Origin of the sequence: Pseudomonas sp. CCC3.1 (assembly GCF_034347405.1) — a bacterium.
GTDB lineage: Bacteria > Pseudomonadota > Gammaproteobacteria > Pseudomonadales > Pseudomonadaceae > Aquipseudomonas.
In genome coordinates, this window is record NZ_CP133778.1 from 2346096 (window position 1) to 2364846 (window position 18751).

12 protein-coding genes, 1 tRNA gene and 2 pseudogenes are annotated in these 18751 nt (G+C 54.2%); 9 read left to right on the top strand and 6 right to left on the bottom strand.

Features of this window, described 5'->3' with window-relative positions:
* Positions 1-76: 76 nt before the first annotated feature.
* The 4 genes from RHM56_RS10640 to RHM56_RS10655 form a co-directional block, all read right to left on the bottom strand.
* Positions 77-358, bottom strand: coding sequence for a peptidylprolyl isomerase (locus RHM56_RS10640; RefSeq protein WP_008150918.1), 282 nt, complete (start codon positions 356-358; stop codon positions 77-79).
* 79 nt (positions 359-437) lie between these two features.
* Complete coding sequence (locus RHM56_RS10645) at positions 438-1319, bottom strand: triacylglycerol lipase (protein WP_322241123.1); 882 nt, start codon at positions 1317-1319, stop codon at positions 438-440.
* Between the two features lie 275 nt (positions 1320-1594).
* Positions 1595-2686, bottom strand: coding sequence for a 3-deoxy-7-phosphoheptulonate synthase (locus tag RHM56_RS10650; protein ID WP_322241124.1), 1092 nt, complete (start codon positions 2684-2686; stop codon positions 1595-1597).
* 719 nt (positions 2687-3405) lie between these two features.
* Positions 3406-3618: a DNA-binding protein gene (locus tag RHM56_RS10655; protein ID WP_322241125.1), complete on the bottom strand. Its 213-nt coding sequence runs from the start codon at positions 3616-3618 to the stop codon at positions 3406-3408.
* Positions 3619-3699: 81 nt separating this feature from the next.
* Here RHM56_RS10655 and RHM56_RS10660 point away from each other — a divergent pair, with 81 nt between their 5' ends.
* From RHM56_RS10660 to RHM56_RS10685, 6 genes and pseudogenes are all read left to right on the top strand, one after another.
* Positions 3700-4065 carry a helix-turn-helix transcriptional regulator gene (locus RHM56_RS10660; protein ID WP_322241747.1) on the top strand — a complete coding sequence of 122 codons (366 nt, stop codon included), beginning with the start codon at positions 3700-3702 and terminating at the stop codon, positions 4063-4065.
* A 135-nt stretch (positions 4066-4200) separates the two neighbouring features.
* Positions 4201-4839, top strand: a complete 639-nt coding sequence (uvrY, locus tag RHM56_RS10665) for a UvrY/SirA/GacA family response regulator transcription factor (RefSeq protein ID WP_261738573.1) — start codon at positions 4201-4203, stop codon at positions 4837-4839.
* A gap of 2 nt (positions 4840-4841) precedes the next feature.
* Positions 4842-6665, top strand: a complete 1824-nt coding sequence (uvrC, locus tag RHM56_RS10670; RefSeq protein ID WP_322241126.1) for an excinuclease ABC subunit UvrC — start codon at positions 4842-4844, stop codon at positions 6663-6665.
* A gap of 32 nt (positions 6666-6697) precedes the next feature.
* On the top strand, positions 6698-7255 hold the full coding sequence (gene pgsA, locus RHM56_RS10675) for a CDP-diacylglycerol--glycerol-3-phosphate 3-phosphatidyltransferase (RefSeq protein WP_322241127.1): 558 nt from the start codon (positions 6698-6700) through the stop codon (positions 7253-7255).
* A 66-nt stretch (positions 7256-7321) separates the two neighbouring features.
* Positions 7322-7397, top strand: a tRNA-Gly gene (locus RHM56_RS10680).
* Between the two features lie 396 nt (positions 7398-7793).
* A pseudogene (locus RHM56_RS10685) lies at positions 7794-8000 on the top strand (Arm DNA-binding domain-containing protein); the annotation flags it as partial.
* Here the strand turns inward: RHM56_RS10685 and RHM56_RS10690 are convergent.
* Positions 7997-8419 (bottom strand): hypothetical protein, encoded by a 423-nt coding sequence (locus RHM56_RS10690; RefSeq protein ID WP_322241128.1) that lies wholly within the window; start codon positions 8417-8419, stop codon positions 7997-7999. The pseudogene RHM56_RS10685 and the gene RHM56_RS10690 overlap by 4 nt on opposite strands.
* Positions 8420-8457: 38 nt before the next feature.
* The gene (locus tag RHM56_RS10695; RefSeq protein ID WP_322241129.1) at positions 8458-9759 is read right to left on the bottom strand and encodes a hypothetical protein; all 1302 of its coding nucleotides are present in this window, start codon (positions 9757-9759) and stop codon (positions 8458-8460) included.
* 399 nt (positions 9760-10158) lie between these two features.
* On the opposite strand from RHM56_RS10695, the gene RHM56_RS10700 reads away from it, so the two are divergent.
* The 3 genes and pseudogenes from RHM56_RS10700 to RHM56_RS10710 all read left to right on the top strand — a co-directional run bounded on the left by RHM56_RS10700 (position 10159) and on the right by RHM56_RS10710 (position 18737).
* Positions 10159-14670 carry a SpvB/TcaC N-terminal domain-containing protein gene (locus RHM56_RS10700; protein ID WP_322241130.1) on the top strand — a complete coding sequence of 1504 codons (4512 nt, stop codon included), beginning with the start codon at positions 10159-10161 and terminating at the stop codon, positions 14668-14670.
* A 240-nt stretch (positions 14671-14910) separates the two neighbouring features.
* Positions 14911-15537: pseudogene (locus RHM56_RS10705) on the top strand (RHS repeat-associated core domain-containing protein); the annotation flags it as partial.
* Positions 15538-15845: 308 nt separating this feature from the next.
* Entirely contained in the window at positions 15846-18737 is a 2892-nt protein-coding gene (locus RHM56_RS10710) for an RHS repeat-associated core domain-containing protein (protein WP_322241131.1), read from the top strand.
* Positions 18738-18751 lie beyond the last annotated feature (14 nt).

An 18751-nucleotide genomic window follows, 5' to 3' on the forward strand; every position in this document is an offset into this window, starting at 1 on the left:
GTAGCACGAGGTTCGCCACTCGGATACGAAACGGCCCACCAAAAGGTGGGCCGTTTTCACACAGAGCCGGGGGGTGTTAGTCCTGGCGGCTGGTGACTTCCAGTAGGTGGTAACCGAACTGGGTTTTAACCGGACCTTGCACGACATTGATTGGCGCGCTGAAAACCACGGTGTCGAATTCTTTAACCATCTGGCCTGGACCGAAAGAGCCCAGGTCGCCGCCTTGACGGCTGGATGGGCAAGTGGAGTTAGCCTTGGCAACTTCGGCGAAATCAGCGCCGCCTTCGATTTGTGCTTTCAGTTCGTTGCACTTGGCTTCGCTGGCAACGAGGATATGACGGGCAGTGGCTTTAGCCATGAGGGAGTACTCCTTTCAAGAAAGTGGTGAGCCTACCGGATTCAGTGGGTTTTATCTCGGCAAAGTTCCCTCGGATCAGCTATAGGCCTTGCTTCTTCAAACGTTGCGCATGTTTTACATACAGTTCGACGGGGTTGGCCTTGTGGCGTGTCAGGCCGGCCAAGTGGTTGATGGTGTCCAGGTGGTCCATGGGGTAGTCCGATTGAATCACCGTACCCAAGTGTGAGCTGAAACGGCCAACCAGTCCGTCATTTTCTTTGTATTCAGTGGTGAAAAAGGTGGCAAGTAGCCGGCAGGCATTGTGCATGGGGTCGAGCAAATTCATGGACTCTGAAAGTAAAGAGCCTTTGATAATGCCGCTCCAGGAGTAATAAAACACGCCATTGACCTTGGCGGCACCCATGCCTCCCCAGGTATTTGGCAGGCCTTGGGGGTATTTCAAATTAAAGGCGGCAACGCCTTCAGAGGTCAGCGCATTGAGGGCTTGAAGTGCATGCTGGGGCAGTTGAGGCTTGCCACTGATAATCGTTATGAGGGTGCCGAATGCGGTGGTCAGCGACGCCGCGACCTTTTCAGGCAACTTGCCGGGGATGAAGGCCAGGCGCAGGCGATCGGCCAGTTCAGAGCCATGGTTAGGCCCGCTGACCGATGTGACCGAGGCCACAGACTCCGGTGCCACGGCCGCCGCATAGCGGGCGGTCAGTGCGCCTTGGCTGTGGCCGATCAAGTTGACCCGTCTGGCGCCTGTTTGTTGAAGAATTCTGGCAATTTGCACCAGTAACTGTTCGCCGCGAGTCTCATTGCTGTGGGCTGCCGAAAGGGAGGCGATAAAGACGCTGGCACCTGCGCGCTGCAGTGCTTCCTTAATGCCGTTGAAGTAGTTGAATGGGCCAATTCGGTCGAAACCGAAGAGCCCATGTACCAATAAAATGGGGTATTGGGTGTTTGCTGTGTCAGTCATGTGAGTTCTCAAGTCGATGTTTTAGGTTATAAAAACACCTTAGTTGAGAGCACAAGACGGGCAGGCGGGGTTGCAGGATGTGTCTTCAGGCAAGGTATGGCGGTGGATAGCTGATCAAAGCGTTTGGTCGATAATTCTTAGTTGCAGAAGGCGGTGTTCGTTTGTCGAACGATACTTTTCAGACAGTTTTTGCCGTCTTTGCTCTCAGCCACAATCGACTTAGCGCAACCGTGGGCAGTGCCCGCCGGTGCGCAATAGTCAGCGTTGGTGGGTTTTTAGTGGGTAGCCTTCGCCGAACGTCGTTGCTGCTGCAACTGGCTTGCGGCATTACGCAGCAACTGTTCGGTGGCCTCCCAGCCCAGGCAGCCGTCGGTGACGGAGACGCCGTACCGCAGGTTGCTGCTCAAGGGTTGGCATCCCTGGAAAAGATGGCTTTCAAGCATCACGCCAATCAATGAGCGATCACCTTCCAGGCGTTGCTTCAGTACGTCATTGAAGACGTCTGGTTGACGCAGTGGGTCTTTGCCGCTGTTGGCGTGGCTGCAATCGACCATGAGACGCGCAGGAATGGCGTTTTTTTCAAGCCCGGCGCGGGCCTTGGCGAGGCTGTCGCGATCATAGTTCGGGCCGCTGTGACCGCCGCGCAATACCAGATGCGTGTCTGGATTGCCTGGGGTCATGATAATGGCCGGATGCCCTTGGCTATCCACCCCGAAGTGGCGATGCCCATGGGCCGCTGAGCGCATGGCGTCACAGGCAATTGCCACACCACCATCGGTACCGTTTTTGAACCCGACCGGCAAATCAAGGCCGCTGGCCATCTCGCGATGTATTTGCGATTCGGTGGTGCGTGCGCCAATCGCGACCCAGCCCAGCAGGTCGTCGAAGTAGCCGGCGGCCATGGGTTGTAACAACTCCGTAGAAATGGGCAGGCCCATACGCAGCATTTCGATCATCAACTCGCGTGACAGGGTCAGGCCATGGGCCATGTCATCGCTGCCGTCCAGATGTGGATCATAAGCCAGGCCTTTCCAGCCAATGGTGGTGCGGGGTTTTTCGACGTAGGCGCGCATCACGAGCAACATGTCATCGCCCAGGTCGTGAGACAAGGCGGCCAAATGGCTGGCGTATTCAAGCGCGGAAATCGGGTCATGGATGGAGCAGGGGCCGACAACGACCAGCAGGCGCTGGTCTTCGCCATTAAGGATGGAGCGAATGGCGTGGCGCTGGCGACTCACCAACAGACGGAGGTCTGCATTGAGTGGCAGTTGTTGCTTGAGCTCTGAAGAGCTGGGCAGACGTTGGGTCAAGACCGTGGCAGTGGCGGTGCGAGCAGCATTTGGCAAAGCAGAAGTAGGTGCGTTCATGGTAGTTGCTTCCTGGGCAGGCGGCGGGTTCTCCCGCGCGCTCAGCCCTACTGGGGTGTTCGACAATTGGCCAGACTGGCTGTGAGTGCGTGCGTGCCACCGATGTGGGCCCGTTCGGAGGCGGCAGACTGTCCCGAACGGCGGCTGATAAATCGCCATGCAGTGCAAAGGTCGAAGCGGTAATAAGTGGTGTGGTTCATGTGTTCATTCCTTAAAGTCAGTAATTTGTCAGGGCCTGAAAAAACAAAACCCCCGGTCGGGAAGCCGACCGGGGGTGAGAATTCTCTGGTAGGCGACCCGTTCAAAATGGGCGCCGGAGGGTATCAGGCGCGCCAGTGGCTAAACCAATACCCAAAATAAAATCGTGCAGTCATGGGAGCGTTGTTCGCGCGCACAGCAGCGTCCTGGCGCTTGTTAGCGTCCGACTGGCTTATGTCTGTGTGTACGTGAATCAACATGTGTCATCTCCACTGAGTGGTCTGGAGCTTACAAGAGAGAATAGGTCGGGTTCAATCTAAAATTGCTATTAAAGCCATGCGCAATTGTCAGCCACCGGATAACCACCCTTAAAAGAGTAAATGGCGAGCCGGACGCATTTCTCGCCCCGGTTTCTCGGCGCGCAAGACGTGCTGACAAATAAGCCCATGTCGGTAGGCAGTTAATCGAGTACTTAACTCAATTGAGCGCATACTCAACAAAGATCACCGGTAACCGCCCCTCTATTCGGGAGCGTCGGGAAGGATTACTCCATCCTTCATCCCCAGAAGGACCGCCACCTTATGGGCTTCTCCGCGCTTTCCTTTTTTTCGCCCGGCGAGTACCTGATAGGTAGTTGCCGGGTCTACGCCATGTTCGCGAGCAAACTCTTGAACAGACTTACCCTGGTGTTCCAGCCAAGCCTTGGCTTGTGCAGCAGTACGGATTCCGGTCATAGTTCAAAACCGTTCAATGTTGTTCAACAGTAGCGAATTATACCATTCATATGGGGGCTAAAAATGGGATTTCGAATTCAAATGAGTGGAATTGGTTCGCGTTTGAGGCAAGAAAGAGAGCGGCTTGGCCTGTCACAGAAAGTTTTTGGTGAGATAGGCGGTGTCGAGGCAAATGCCCAAGGTAAATATGAAAGCGGGGAGCGCGCACCGAAAGCTGATTATTTGTCTCGCGTTGCAGAACGCGGAGTGGATGTACTTTATGTGCTCACTGGAACGCCGACGCCAACACTACTCGATAATCTGAGCCGAGTAGAAGAAAAGATTTTGGTCAGTTATCGCGTCCTGCAAAAAGAAGATCAGGATGCCATTAGGCAATTGACTACGGCCCTGGCGGAAAAGTCTGTCGCTCATCCGTTAAAAAAACGTCAAGAGCCAAATGATGTGTGAGTCAGACCACGTCATCCGGTTTGTGATATTGAGACCGCTAGGTCAAAGCAGATAACGCATGATAGGTAGGTTGCCTCAATTATTTTTTGCTAAGGTAGCGGCAACCAACTAAGACGCAATTTGCGAGGTGTCGACTTGATTCGGGTTCTAGTGGTCGATGATCATGATCTTGTGCGTACGGGCATTACACGAATGCTGGCTGATATCGAAGGCTTGCAAGTGGTCGGTCAGGCCGAATCTGGCGAGGAGTCGCTCATCAAAGCGCGTGAGCTGAAGCCGGATGTGGTCTTGATGGACGTCAAAATGCCAGGCATTGGTGGTCTGGAAGCGACTCGCAAAATGATGCGCAGCCACCCTGACATTAAAGTCGTGGCCGTAACTGTGTGTGAAGAAGACCCGTTCCCGACGCGCTTGTTGCAAGCTGGCGCTGCAGGCTATATGACCAAAGGCGCCGGCTTGGCCGAAATGGTTCAGGCTATACGTCTTGTGTTTGCAGGGCAGCGCTATATCAGTCCACAAGTGGCTCAGCAATTGGCACTTAAATCGTTCCAGCCGGCCAGCGATTCTCCTTTTGATGCCCTTTCTGAGCGAGAAATTCAGATTGCATTGATGATTGTCGGCTGCCAGAAGGTTCAAGTTATTTCCGACAAGCTTTGCTTGTCCCCCAAGACCGTTAACACTTACCGCTATCGTATTTACGAGAAGCTTTCAGTTAAAAGTGATGTTGAACTAGCCTTGCTGGCTGTTCGTCATGGCATGGTTGATGCTGGTTAACAATGACTGACGTGTTTGACTCAAGTGCATTTCTTTCGACTTGCAGCGGTAGGCCCGGCGTGTATCGCATGTTTGATAGCGATGCTCGTCTGCTTTACGTAGGCAAAGCAAAGAACCTGAAAAAACGCTTGGCCAGTTACTTCCGCAAAACTGGGCTCGCGCCAAAAACAGCCGCGCTGGTCGCTCGCATTGCGCAAATCGAAACCACCATCACCGCCAATGAAACGGAAGCGCTGCTGCTTGAGCAGACGCTGATCAAGGAATGGCGGCCGCCCTACAATATTCTGCTGCGTGACGATAAATCCTATCCGTACGTGTTTCTGTCGGATGGCGAATACCCGCGCCTGAGCATTCATCGCGGAGCCAAAAAGCAGAAGGGCAGATATTTCGGACCTTACCCTAGCGCTGGCGCGATTCGTGAAAGCCTGAGCCTTTTGCAGAAAACGTTTCTGGTACGTCAGTGCGAAGACAGCTATTTCAAAAACCGCACCCGGCCTTGCTTGCAGTATCAGATCAAACGCTGCAAGGCACCGTGTGTAGGCTTGGTCGAGCCTGAGGTCTATGCAGAAGATGTGCGCCACTCGGTGATGTTCCTCGAGGGGCGCAGCAGTGCACTGACCGATGAGCTCAACAGCTCAATGGAAAAGGCTGCCAGCACCCTGGATTTTGAGCGTGCTGCAGAACTGCGCGATCAGATCTCATTGCTGCGTCGGGTTCAGGATCAGCAAAGCATGGAAGGCGGGACTGGTGATGTGGACATTATCGCGGCCTTTGTGAACCCGGGCGGCGCCTGCGTGCATTTAATCAATGTGCGCGGCGGGCGAGTGCTGGGCAGCAAGAACTTCTTCCCGCAGGTGGGGATTGAAGAGGAGGTGGCCGAGGTTATGGCCGCTTTCCTCGGGCAGTACTACATCAGCAGCCCTGAGCGCGACCTGCCAAGTGAGCTGATTGTTAACGTTGAACACGAGAGTTTCGATGCTATCAGCGATGCGATCGAAGCCTTGCGCGGACGTGAGATGGCGATCAGTTATCGCGTGCGCGGCACTCGGGCTCGATGGCAACAACTGGCTGTCACCAATGCTGAGCAAGCATTAAGCGCACGTCTGGCCAACCGCTTGCATGTGGCTGCGCGTTTTGAAGCGCTGGCTCAAGTATTGAAGCTTGATGAAATTCCGCAACGCCTTGAGTGTTATGACATCAGCCACTCAAGCGGTGAAGCTACGGTTGCTTCCTGTGTGGTATTTGGCCCTGAGGGCCCAATCAAGTCGGATTATCGACGCTTCAACATCGAAGGTGTGACCCCAGGGGATGACTATGCCGCCATGCACCAGGCGTTAATGCGCCGTTTTAGTCGTCTGAAAGAAGGTGAGGGTAAATTGCCCGACATCCTGTTGGTCGACGGTGGCAAGGGGCAACTCTCAATGGCCCGTGACGTACTCAATGAATTGGCGGTTCCAGACCTGATTTTGCTCGGTGTGGCCAAAGGTGCAACCCGCAAGGCGGGTTTCGAAACCCTTTATCTGAATGATGCTGCCCATGAATTCACCTTGAAAGGTGATTCCCCGGCATTGCACCTGATCCAGCAGATTCGTGACGAGGCCCACCGTTTTGCAATCACCGGGCATCGTGCTCGACGTGGCAAAACCCGGCGGACGTCAACCCTGGAAGGGATCGCAGGAGTAGGGCCGACCCGTCGCCGTGACTTATTGAAACATTTTGGTGGATTACAAGAGCTGTCTCGTGCAAGCATCGAAGAAATCGCCAAAGCACCGGGTATCAGTAAAAAGCTCGCAGAGTTGATTTATGCAAATCTACACAGCGAGTAGAATGCCCCCTCACCTCGTAGCCAGTTGTGCCGATGAATATCCCTAATTTGATTACCGTTCTACGCGTTCTTCTGATTCCATTCTTTATTTTGCTGTTTTATCTCCCTTACAGCTGGAGTTATGCAGCTGCCAGCTCAGTCTTCGCATTTGCTGCCGCGACAGATTGGCTGGATGGTTACCTGGCTCGACGGCTGGAGCAGAGCACGCCATTTGGCGCCTTTCTGGATCCGGTGGCTGACAAATTGATGGTGGCAGTGGCGCTGGTGTTACTGGTGCAAGAGCACCACAACGTCTGGCTGACCTTGCCGGCCGCGGTGATTATTGGTCGTGAAATTGTCATCTCTGCCTTGCGCGAATGGATGGCAGAGCTGGGAGCGCGTGCACAGGTTGCGGTCTCGAACATGGGCAAATGGAAAACCGCAGCGCAAATGCTGGCTTTGATCATCTTGCTGGCCAACCCGTCCGACTTCAGCTTCTGGGTCTTGGTCGGTTATGCGTTATTGTTAGTGGCTGCGGGGCTGACTTTGTGGTCGATGGTTCAATATTTACGGGCTGCCTGGCCGCATTTGAAGACCACCTCTACAAAATAAATAAAACTTTTCGAATCAAGGGGTTGACGCATTCTTTGATTTCTATAGAATGCGCACCACCAAGACGCGGGAATAGCTCAGTTGGTAGAGCACGACCTTGCCAAGGTCGGGGTCGCGAGTTCGAGTCTCGTTTCCCGCTCCAAATTATGGTTCTGAGGGCATCGACTGAAATCCAGTGATGTTCCTAAGCCTTTGAAAAAGCGACCTTTAGGTCGCTTTTTTCGTTTGGGGAGATCCATCAGGATCTGCCTCCAGCAGACGCGACGTTGTACAAAAATCCGTCTTCTGGAATGGGGTAGCCCCCAGTCCACCCAATTCGATATGCGCGCGACACCTGGCTGATGACACTGCCCCGGTCGATTGATCGGTTCATGTACACAGCCCGGCGCCCTCAGTGGTGGCTGACCGGGATTGTCCGGAGGTGCGTATGCTTTTGTCCGACACTGCCGTTCGGCAGGCCAAACCCCAACAAAAACTGTATTCCCTGTGCGATGTTCGCGGCTTGTCGCTGTAGGTACCTGCTTGTGGTTCCAAGCGTTGGGACTTCAGGTTCCAGTGGCATGGCCGTACCCAAAGGCTGGCATTGGATACTTACCCAGAGATTGCCTTGAAGGATGCGCGGGCGCTGCGTGAAGAGGCTCGATCGCTGGTCGCCAGAGGCCTTGATCCACGCTTGCATCACGGTGCGAAGCAGCACGAGGATCCCGAGATGGAGGCCTCCTTTGGCGCTGTCTTTGTACGTTAGCAGCGAACGACACCACGACTGGATAGCGTCGCTACAACTACCGAGAGCGTGATAAAGCCTGTCTGTGCGGAATTAAGAACTAGAACCGTGTCACCATAAAAAGGTGCACCACCAAGCTCCACACCATCCGGAGTACTGACACCGATATCAGGATTAAAGTCTACAACTCCATATGTCGGCCGGTACTGAGGCATAAATAACGTAGCATTGGGTGAGAACGCATGTTTTGCGATATCAGGGATCGATGAATGCTGATAGTGGAAGAGATGGGGTTCAGTTTCATCCCGAGTCCGCATGTAATCTGGGTCTCTCGCTTGACCACTACTTCCCCGCGTATTCATGACACTATCGCCCATTAGATTGTCTAGAAGATCAGGCTTGATATTGATAGTAAGCGCAGATGTTTCAAACTTTTGCACTATTGCGTCGAGCGTAATACCGGCTGATTGTGGTCCAACTATTGATGCCATAAGTTTGAGGGCGGACTCCTTGGAACGCTCCTTTCTCTCGCGGATCTTGGGCGCGATATAGGTCGTGTAATGCTCTTTGATGAATGTCCTAGCATCTTCGCTGCCCACCAGGCCGTACCATCCTCCCCGTGCAACAAACACACGCCATTGCGCCCCGCTTGAGCGATCACCACGTGCAATCGCTCGCCTGTCGTGCGGGTGCGGATCTCAAGCCCCGGCAGATAACGCACTTCACTGATGTGCTCGCCACCACGGGTTTTGGCGCGACGCACTTTGCGCGCACGCTGCCCGCCGCCGTCATAGACGTAGGTTTCACTGTCGTCGTCCCGACCATCCGGCGCGTCGCGCTGCACTTGGGTGACTAGCTGCAACTGATTGCGACTGTCCCACTGCATAAGTTGACCCGGTACCAAGGCTTGTTGATTGCCGTTGGTATCAAAGGCGTTGGCAAAATCTATTGGTGAATCGTCCTTGAACAGGCTGCGATTGCTGCGTGTGTCGACGACCATTTCGCGGGTGTAAGCATTGCCAGCCCCTGCATCGTGCTTGAGTTGAGTCAGGTTGCCGCCGCTGTCGTAGCTATAGGTCTGGCTGTAATTGCGCCAACAGCTCTCATCTATCGCGCCAAAGATCTCCAGCCTTGGCAGGCTCGGGCCGATGGTCTGACTGGCGTTTTCACGACCGGTAGCGCGGGTTAATTGATAGAGCGTGTCATAGGCATACGTACTGACGGCCTGAATACGCTGCCCAGCAAACCATTGCACCGGCTGGGCCAGGTCTTCAATGTGCACGATATTGCCTACCGGGTCGTACTGGTAGTTCAAGTCTTGCAGTGTTTTGCCCGTCGAGGTTTTGGCCTTCAGGTTTGATAGCAGGCCGCCCTGCGGGGAGTAATACGCCGTGGTAGTGACGTCGTTACCTGCCTGCTCAATTTCTACGTGGCCAAAAGCGTTGTAGGTCGTGCTTTTGAGTAGCGCGACGCCGTCAAGCCAGGACGCAAAGGGCTGGCCCGCAATATCAAACTCAAAACGCTGCACATGTTCAAGCGCATCGATTTGCTCGATGACCGCGCCCAGCGCATCGTGCCGCCAGTGGGTGGTGTACGGGTTGCCTTCCAGATCTTTTTCAGACTCAGGCCAGTGAGGTGGCGTCAGCACTGCGCAGAATTGACGTGCCTCGCTCAGCGGCTGTCCGGTGAGTGCAAATGCCTCATGCCACAGACTGCTCGCCTGATCATCGTGTCGAAGCAGTTGCCCGCAGCGGTTATGACGGGCGTCTTGGGCGCTCAATCGCCCGAACGCGTTATAGCGCTCAAGCGTAATGTTTGCCTGAGCTGTCTCCTGCGCTGAATTTCTGTTCCATGCCACCGTGCGCACAGTCAGGCCACGAGGGTCGCTCGAGTCGGGGTATTTTGATACACAGACATACTCATCGCCGCCTGAGAATGTGCGACTGATGTTCAATCAGGACACGTTAGCGCATTTTAAATAGTTTGAGCACCTGTAAGAAATGACAGGTCACAAGAGTAGGAAAGTTCAGTAGCGTAGGGGTTCGACGTCCAACATGACCAGGGTGCTCAAATGGCTACAAATCCTCTTCTAATGACGCTTGTGCCCAATGCCAAGTTACCCAAAGCTGGCCAAGTCACGCAAAAAAACTAAAGCCCTGCATCGCCGGAGCATTTGATCATGGCCGAAGACTCGCTGAGTGTTTCTACCCCGTCACTGCCAAAAGGGGGCGGTGCCATTCAAAGTATCGGCAAAGGTTGGGGGGCGGTAGGCAGTTCAGGGGCTGCCAATTGTGGGCTGCCTTTGCCTTTGTCGGCAGGGCGTGGCTATGGGCCTTCTTTGAGTTTGGGTTACAGCAGTGCGGCCGGGAACGGGCTGTTCGGTCTGGGCTGGGCACTCAACCTGGGCTACGTTGCCCGGCGCACCAGCAAGGGTGTACCCACCTACACCGACGAGGATGTGATTGTCGGCCCTAGCGGCGATGTGTGGCTGGCAGAGCGATATGCACACGGCGAGCCTGTCGTTGAGCGCATCACCCGCCAGAGCATTGCTTACGATGTGACTCGCCACTATGCCCGTGCCGAGGGGGCTTTTGATCGCATTGAGCATTGGCGGCCGGCCCCGGTCAAACTGACAGACCCGCTAGACCCGGGTTTTTGGCTGGTGTATAGCGCCGATGGCAGCCAGTCTGTTTTTGGCTTGCGACCCGGCTCTCGCAGTACGGATCCGGAAAACCCGCTTCGGGTCGGCGAATGGTTGCTGGACGAAACCATGAACGCCCATGGTGAACATGTGCTCTACGAGTACAAGTCTGAAGACGAGGAGGGGCTGGCCCCGGATCATCCTCGTAACTTCATCGCTCAGTGCTATCTGAACCGTGTTCGTTATGGCAATTTCGAGGCCCATGACGCGTTGTATTTGTGGGATGAACAAACACTCAACGCTGCTCAATGGCATTTCGACCTGGTATTGGACTATGGTGAACGCACAGTCGAGTTGACTGAAAAGCCCACCTATGAAGAAGAGACCGTGTGGCCGGTGCGCAGCGATCCGCACTCAAGCTTTGCCTACGGGTTTGAACTGGGCAACTTGCGCCTGTGTCGCCAAGTATTGATGTTTCATCACTTCCCCGGTGAGTGGGATGAGTCGCCTCGGCTGGTGCAACGCCTGCTGATGAACTATGAAACTAGCCCGCTGAGTTACAACTGTCTGGTGGCAGCCCATTTCATTGCCTATGCCGATGATGGAACAGCCGAGTTTCGTCCACCCGTGGAGTTCACCTACTCGTCGTTTCAACTGCAAGATCAGCACTTTACTGAGTTTGAGTCGATGCCCGGGCTCAATGATGGCCAGCAGTATCAACTGCTGGATCTTTATGGCGAAGGCATGCCCGGTGTGTTGTCTCGACGTGATGACAGTTGGCTGTATCGCGAACCGATGCGTGCCGAATCCGGGGGTGCCGATCAAGTCGAGTATGGCCCTTGGCAGCAGTTGCCCAAGCATCCGGTGGCTGATTCCGCAAAGCCGGTGCAGCAGTCATTGACCGACCTGACAGGCGACGGAAAACTGGACTGGATCGTGGCCCAACCAGGGTTAAGTGGTTTTTTTACGCTTAACCCGGATCGCACCTGGTCACGCTTTGCAACGTTCGCGGCGTTCCCTCAAGAGTTCTTCCACCCGCAAGGGCAAATGGCCGATTTGATCGGTGCCGGGTTGTCAGATCTGGCACTGATAGGTACACGCAGCGTGCGCCTGTATGCCAATCGCCGCGAAGCAGGTTTTAGCGCTGCACTGGACGTGGTCCACCCATTGCCAGACGACAATCTGCCATTGCTCAGCGACAGCCGGACCGAAGTGGTCGCGTTCAGCGACCTGCTGGGCACCGGCCAACAACATTTGGTGCGTATTCGCCACAATGAAGTGCGCTGCTGGCCGAATCTGGGCCGAGGCCATTTTGGCAAAAGCTTCTTGCTGCCTTGCCCGCAGTTTGCGCAATACGCAGACTTTGACACTTCGCGTATTTTGCTGGCCGATCTGGATGGCAGTGGCGCGGCCGATATTCTTTACCTGACCTCGCAAACCATCGACATCTATATGAATCAGTGCGGCAATGGTTTTGCTGACAAGCAAAGCCTGCCCTGGCCCGAGGGCGTGCGTTACGACAATACGTGCCAGGTCAGTACCGCAGACCTGCAAGGGCTGGGATGTTCAAGCCTGATTTTTACATCACCGCACATGTCACCACGCCATTGGCGTTGCGACTTTGTGCAGGCCAAGCCGTACATGCTCGCTGAAACCAACAACAACATGGGGGCGGTTGGCACTGTCAGTTATCGCAGTTCGGCCCAAGAGTGGCTGGACGAAAAACAAGCACTTCTGGCTGCTGAAAAGCCTGCCGTTTCTTACCTGCCATTTCCCATGCACGTGGTCACTCAGCAAACACAACTTGATGAAATCACCGGTAATCGCTTGACGCAGCACTTCCAGTATCGTCAAGGCTTCTATGACGGCTTGGAGCGTGAAGTCCGCGGTTTTGGTCTGCTGATACAAACGGACACCGAAGCCGTCGACAACGAGGTGGCCCCATTGGGGTATACCGCCCCGACACGGACCAAAACCTGGTTCCACACAGGTCGTTACCCCGAGCTTGCGCCAGAAGGTTATGACTTGCGAGACGCTGACGCTCGGCCGTCAGGTCCGACCCTGCTAAGCCGTTACAGAGCTGAAACCCTCGACGATGGAGAAATTCAGCATCATGACGATCTCATAGAGGTTCCTGCTGAGGCCCAATTGCGCGAAGTGGCGCGCACCCTCAGTGGTTCCCCTCTGCGTGTAGAAGTCTTTGGTCTGGAGGATGCCGATGGTCAAGACGTACTGTATTCGGTGCAACACAATCGATATCTGGTCCGTGAGTTAATACCGCAGGATCTTGAGCACCGCCAGCCCTATGCTTCGATGCTGGCGTTGCCGCTTGAGTCAATCAGCTACCAGTACGACAGCGCTACCAACAAAGCCAAGGTTTTTGACCCACTCTGTCAACACAACATAGGCCTGCGCTGGGATGCTTTTGGCAGCTCGACCCAAGCTGTGGTGATCGACTATGCGCGGCGCAAAACGCATGGAGACTTGCCTCCATTTGACGATGAACATCAACAGCGGTGGTGGCAGGCCGCTCACGATGATGCCCAGCAGTTTTATTACGTGAACGAAAGCCGGGCCCAGGCAATCCATCTGACGACTCGTGACGCCTGGCGTCTGGACTTGCCCTATCTGTCACGCAGTAATGCTCTGGTGCTTCCCCCAAGCGAACTGTCCCCCGAAACCTTGCGTTATGAAGCGCTATTGGATGCTGCTGACGGCCCTCTCAGGCCCCGCCCTGAACGTGTGCTGACGGGGCAGGCTGTCCAGCGTTACACCGATTGCGAGGATGGCGATGCCACGTTGGCTGCTTTGGTCGCATTCACGGAAACGGCTGAGCTGGACGAAACCGCATTGGGGGCTTATGACCGTAAATATCCCGATCGCGACAAACTCTATGAGCGTCTTGATGAGCTGGGTTATGTGCACATGCCGCTTTTCTTGCCCAGCGATGGAGAGGCACTCTGGTCTGTCAGACGAGGGTTCGCGACTTACGGCACTGCGGCCCAGTTTTACAACATTCTTGAATTTCGTCCCACCCTCAGTCACGGCCTGACAACCGTCACGTATGACCCATACTTCCTGGCGCCGCTCAGTGTCACCACGCCAGATGGCTGTAGCACCGTGGCCACGTATGATTATCGAACCCTGCAGCCGTGGCGCATCGTTGACCCTAACCAGAACACCCAAGAGGTCCTGTTTGACGCCTTCGGACAACTGCGGGCGAGCAGCTTCTACGGGACTGAACTCGGGGAAGCGATCGGTTTTGACCCGATCAGCACCTTTGAAACCAGCATCAAAGACCCGGGCGCGGCCATCGAAAGCCCCAGGGATGCGATTAAAAACGCTGCATCGGCCAGTGTCTACGACGCGTTCAGCTGGATGGGCCGAGTGCCTGAAACCTTGCGCAGTAACAAGGCATGGATGAGTGAACATGTGGCGTCTGGCGACGTTATGCCTTCCGGGCATTTGTGCGCCAGGGCCCGTATCTCGGATAACCCTGAGTGGCACCTTCTCACTCAAGAGGCATCGCGTGAACCGGTGCACAGCGCCGTCCTGGTGGCGGATCGTTACCCTGGAGACGCCGCTCAACAAATCCGCATCAGCCTGGCGTGTTTCGACGGCTTTGGCCGCACCTTGCAGAGCAAACAGAAAGTCGAGGATGGTTATGCCTATGCGGTCGACGATGAAGGCAACCTGATCATCGAAAACGGAAAACCGATCCAACTACAGGACGTATCACGGTGGCGGGTCAGTGAACGGGTGGAATACAACAACAAAGGCCTGGCGGTTCGTGTGTATCAGCCTTACTTCGCGGATAAACATCGCTATATCAACGATGAATCCTTTCGTGAGTTCGGTTACAGCGATCAGCAATTTTACGACTCTCTGGGGCGCCCGACCGATATCTTTACCGCCAGAGGCGGGTGGCGCCGCCAGACCTATCTGACCTGGTACACCATCAGCGAAGATGAAAACGACCTGGACCAGGAGGTTCCGCAAGCACCCTTGAAGGCTGCTTTGTTGGCACAGCTACGAGGTCGTATCAAGTGACTGCACTCAAGAGCGGCTTGCATCAGCACACGCCTTCACTCGCTGTCATTGAACCGCGTGGTTTGTCTGTGCGCAGCATTGCCTACCAGCGGCGGGATGTTGATGAGGCTATCGCAGAGCGAATCCCGCGCCAAGTGTTGCTGACAGAGAGTGTGGATGCCGGCTGGCGGCTTGCGTGTCATGACGCTGCCGGGCAGCCGCTGAGCGAGGCACGGTCATCGAGCAAATCGATGCGCTTTTCGCGAAATGGTGGTCGACGCACGCAGCAACCGCAGCCTGTTCAAGGACGATTCACCGATAGAGTTTGCCAAGGGCTTTGATACCAACGGCAATCAACAAGCGTTGGTACCGGGTGAACTTATGCAATGGGACAGTCGCAATCAGCTGCAGCTAGTCACCCAAGTGCAGCGCGACGCGCCAGATGGCCAGGACGATGACAGTGAGACCTGCGTCTATGACGGCGGCGGGCAGCGTGCGCGCAAAGTGCGTCGCGCCAAAACCCGTGGTGGCGAGCACATCAGTGAAGTGCGTTATCTGCCGGGGCTTGAGATCCGCTGCCGCACGACAGGCGAGCGATTGCACGTGGTGATAGCTCAAGCGGGGCGCAATGGCGTGCGTTTGTTGCACGGGGAGGATGGTACGGCCAGGTGGGCAGCGAAAAGTGCAATTGAAGCCGAATACAAAGTTATCCGTTACTCGGGTAAAGAGCGGGATGCGACCGGGTTGTATGACTACGGATTCCGTTATTACACACCGTGGTTGCAGCGCTGGATTAATCCGGACCCGGCGGGGGATGTTGATGGCTTTAATTTGTTTTGCATGGTCAGGAATAACCCGGTCAGTTATATCGATACAGATGGCCGAATGCTTCGTTCTACCAGCCAGGTCATTAGCAATGATAAAAATGAATTTGAAACACCTATTCAGGAACGTTCAAGTAACGTCTTAAATTTCCCTTCGTTAGCTCAGCCCTCTGTGGCAGAGGAAGGTGCTGTTGGGGAAAGTGAGAGCAGAAGAGTTGATTTTTTTCGACTGGACCTGGCTCCGCCCTGTGAAATTTTGGCCCAAGGTTTTCTGAGCGACCGTGGCCTGATGTTGCGCCAGGGTACCGCCAATAACGCCACTGGTCAGCGGTATCTATGCGTACGACAGTGATCCATTTGAGCTATCCACCTATGAGCAATTTTGATTCTGAGGTACACGCCAAAACGCCGCAGCTTTCAGTCATTGATAGCCGTGGGTTATTGGTACGCAGTATTAGCTACTGTCGTCATCCAGACTCACTCTCTGTCACCGGGGAGAGGATTACTCGTCAACGATTTAACCCTCTGGGTCAATTGTCTCAAAGCATAGACCCACGCGTGTTTGAGCTTCAGCAGGCAGATAGCACCCTTGAACCGAACCTGAGTAACTGGTTTTCTCTGACAGGCACAGAGCTGCGAACCGACAGTATTGATGCTGGCAGCAGTGTGACGCTAAATGACAGTGCTGGTCGCCCGCGTATAAGTATTAGCGCCACCGGCGTGACCCGTAATTGGGAGTACGAGGACCAGAACTCGCCTGGCCGTTTACTGAGCATTTCCGATCAGGTTGGGAGTGCAGAGGCACGGATTACGGAGCGCTTTGTCTGGGCGGGCAACAGTGCGGCAGAGCAAGCTCTCAACCTTGTCGGTCAATGCGTCGAGCACTATGACACCGCTGGACTCAACCGTTTGGACAGCCTGGGTTTGACGGGTACGCCGTTGTCTGTTTGCCGCCAGTTTCTGTGGGAGGACCTTGAGGCCAACTGGCAGGGAACTGGCCCAGCCGATTGGCAAGAGTGCCTGGCCCCCGAGGTATTTACCAGCCACGGCAGTACGGATGCCAGCGGTGTTGCGGTGATTCAAACCGATGCCAAAGGCAATCAACAGCGCTTGGCTTTTGACATTGCCGGGCAACTGAAAGGCAGTTGGCTGATCCTGAAAAATGCCGCAGAACAGGTGATTGTCAGCGCAGTGGAGTACTCCGCGGGTGGACAGAAAACCAGTGAGAAGCACGGCAACGGGGTTCTCACGGCTTACACCTACGAAGTATCAACCCAGCGTCTTGTCGGGATTAAAACCGAACGCCCGACAGGGCATCCCTCCGGCGCTCGGGTGCTGCAAAACCTGCGTTATGAATATGACCCGGTGGGTAATGTCCTGAGTGTGCGCAACGAGGCTGAAGCCACTCGTTTCTGGCGTAATCAACAAGTGTCCGCGCAGAATCTTTTTGTCTACGACAGTGCGTATCAGCTTGTTGAGAGCCAGGGCCGGGAAATGGCCAACAGTAGGCAGCAAAACAGCAGACATCTACCCCCACTAGTCCCCATTCCGCCTGATAACAGCACTTACACGCTCTACACTCGCGTCTATAGTTATGACCGTGGGGGCAACTTGACACGCGTTCGTCACAGTGCACCGGCGACCGATAACAGCTACACCACTGATATCACGGTTTCATCCCGCACCAACCGGGCAGTGCTGCACACGTTAACGCAGGAGCCGGACGAGGTGGACGCCCTGTTCGATGCCGGTGGGCATCAATTACAGCTTCAGCCGGGACAACAACTGGCGTGGACAGTGCGCGGAGAATTGCTGCAAGTCGGTGACGAGAGTGCATCGAGCCAAGAGTATTATCGATATGGCAGCGATGGCATGCGCCTTCGTAAAGTGAATGTGCAACACACGAGTAAAGATGTGCAGACTCTAAGAGTGACGTATTTGCCAGGACTGGAGTTAAGCACAACCTATCAAGGTGAAAGAGTGCCTGAAGATCTGCATACAGTGCTGGTCGGCGAAAGTGGCCGGGCTCAAGTTCGTGTACTCCATTGGGAAACAGGACGCCCAACAGATATCAGCGACAATCAGGTGCGTTACAGCTATGACAATCTGATTGGCAGCAGTGGTCTAGAGGTGGATGCTAACGGCGAGGTTCTGAGTTACGAGGAATACTACCCATTTGGCGGCACCGCAATATGGGCTGCATCGAGCCTGATTGAAGCCGACTACAAAACAGTGAGGTACTCAGGCAAGGAACGTGATGCAACCGGCCTTTATTATTACGGTTATCGGTATTACCAATCTTGGGTGTGCCGCTGGCTGAGTGCCGACCCCGCCGGAGCTATTGATGGACTTAATCTTTTTAGAATGGTTAGAAACAACCCTGTGACGCTGGCGGATGCGAAAGGATTGGCCCCTAGTGACAAGGTTAAAAAAGCATATTTTCATATGTTAACAAGTGGAGCGCAATTTCGAGATAGCGCGCTCGAAACTCCAGGGGATATTGATGAAGCTGTTGATATTGTTGCCAGGCAATCTGAGCGAAATCTCAAGCGCTTAGCGAGTAACTTTGAAAAATTCGAACCTGACACCCTAGAGACTGATTTTCTTCTACACGCGAGCACTGCAGACTATGAAATAACGCATTTTTCTGATTCTGACTTTACTGATGCAGAAGGCAATGTTCATTTTCTTTCTCGCCAGCAACTTGAGAGGAGAAATATATCATTCAACACAAAAAATACAGCCTCAATAGATCTAGCTGATCTTGCAACAGACCGATTTGCTTTTTTCTCACTGGGCGAGCACGGAGGGAAGTCTAAAACAAAAAGCCGATTTGGAAAATTGCGCTATACAGCCAGTTATGAAACGCTGAACAGTTATCAAGACTATGCTCTTCTGCAAACGCATGATATTCTTTTCCCGCTCAAACGACCCATAAGTTCAAAGTCAAGTACAGAATTCTTAGTAGAAAGTGATCATGCTGTTTTCAATGATGGTTTGCAGAGCAACTTCAACTCAGATGAGGGGGAGGCGACTATCGGATCAATTTACATGGGCAAGGACATTAAAGAAGGGCTCGCAATGACTGTGGTTTGGGACCTTCACGCCATGGGAGTTGACACAAAACAAAAAATTTCAGAACTCGTGACTAAAGACCGTAACAGCAACAGTGTCGTACAAGCTTTTTATCGCCCTCAACTCCTGATTCCTAGTGGTATGCGCTTGAGTAAGGGGCAGTTCACATTAACGTCTCAATTTTCATAACTTATCTCGGGGAG

Bases quoted from the DNA above. Each gene is read 5' to 3' on its own strand.
- RHM56_RS10640 (WP_008150918.1), bottom strand. From the start codon at position 358: ATGGCTAAAGCCACTGCCCGTCATATCCTCGTTGCCAGCGAAGCCAAG.
- RHM56_RS10645 (WP_322241123.1), bottom strand. From the start codon at position 1,319: ATGACTGACACAGCAAACACCCAATACCCCATTTTATTGGTACATGGG.
- RHM56_RS10650 (WP_322241124.1), bottom strand. From the start codon at position 2,686: ATGAACGCACCTACTTCTGCTTTGCCAAATGCTGCTCGCACCGCCACT.
- RHM56_RS10655 (WP_322241125.1), bottom strand. From the start codon at position 3,618: ATGACCGGAATCCGTACTGCTGCACAAGCCAAGGCTTGGCTGGAACAC.
- RHM56_RS10660 (WP_322241747.1), top strand. From the start codon at position 3,700: ATGAGTGGAATTGGTTCGCGTTTGAGGCAAGAAAGAGAGCGGCTTGGC.
- uvrC (WP_322241126.1), top strand. From the start codon at position 4,842: ATGACTGACGTGTTTGACTCAAGTGCATTTCTTTCGACTTGCAGCGGT.
- pgsA (WP_322241127.1), top strand. From the start codon at position 6,698: ATGAATATCCCTAATTTGATTACCGTTCTACGCGTTCTTCTGATTCCA.
- RHM56_RS10700 (WP_322241130.1), top strand. From the start codon at position 10,159: ATGGCCGAAGACTCGCTGAGTGTTTCTACCCCGTCACTGCCAAAAGGG.
- RHM56_RS10710 (WP_322241131.1), top strand. From the start codon at position 15,846: ATGAGCAATTTTGATTCTGAGGTACACGCCAAAACGCCGCAGCTTTCA.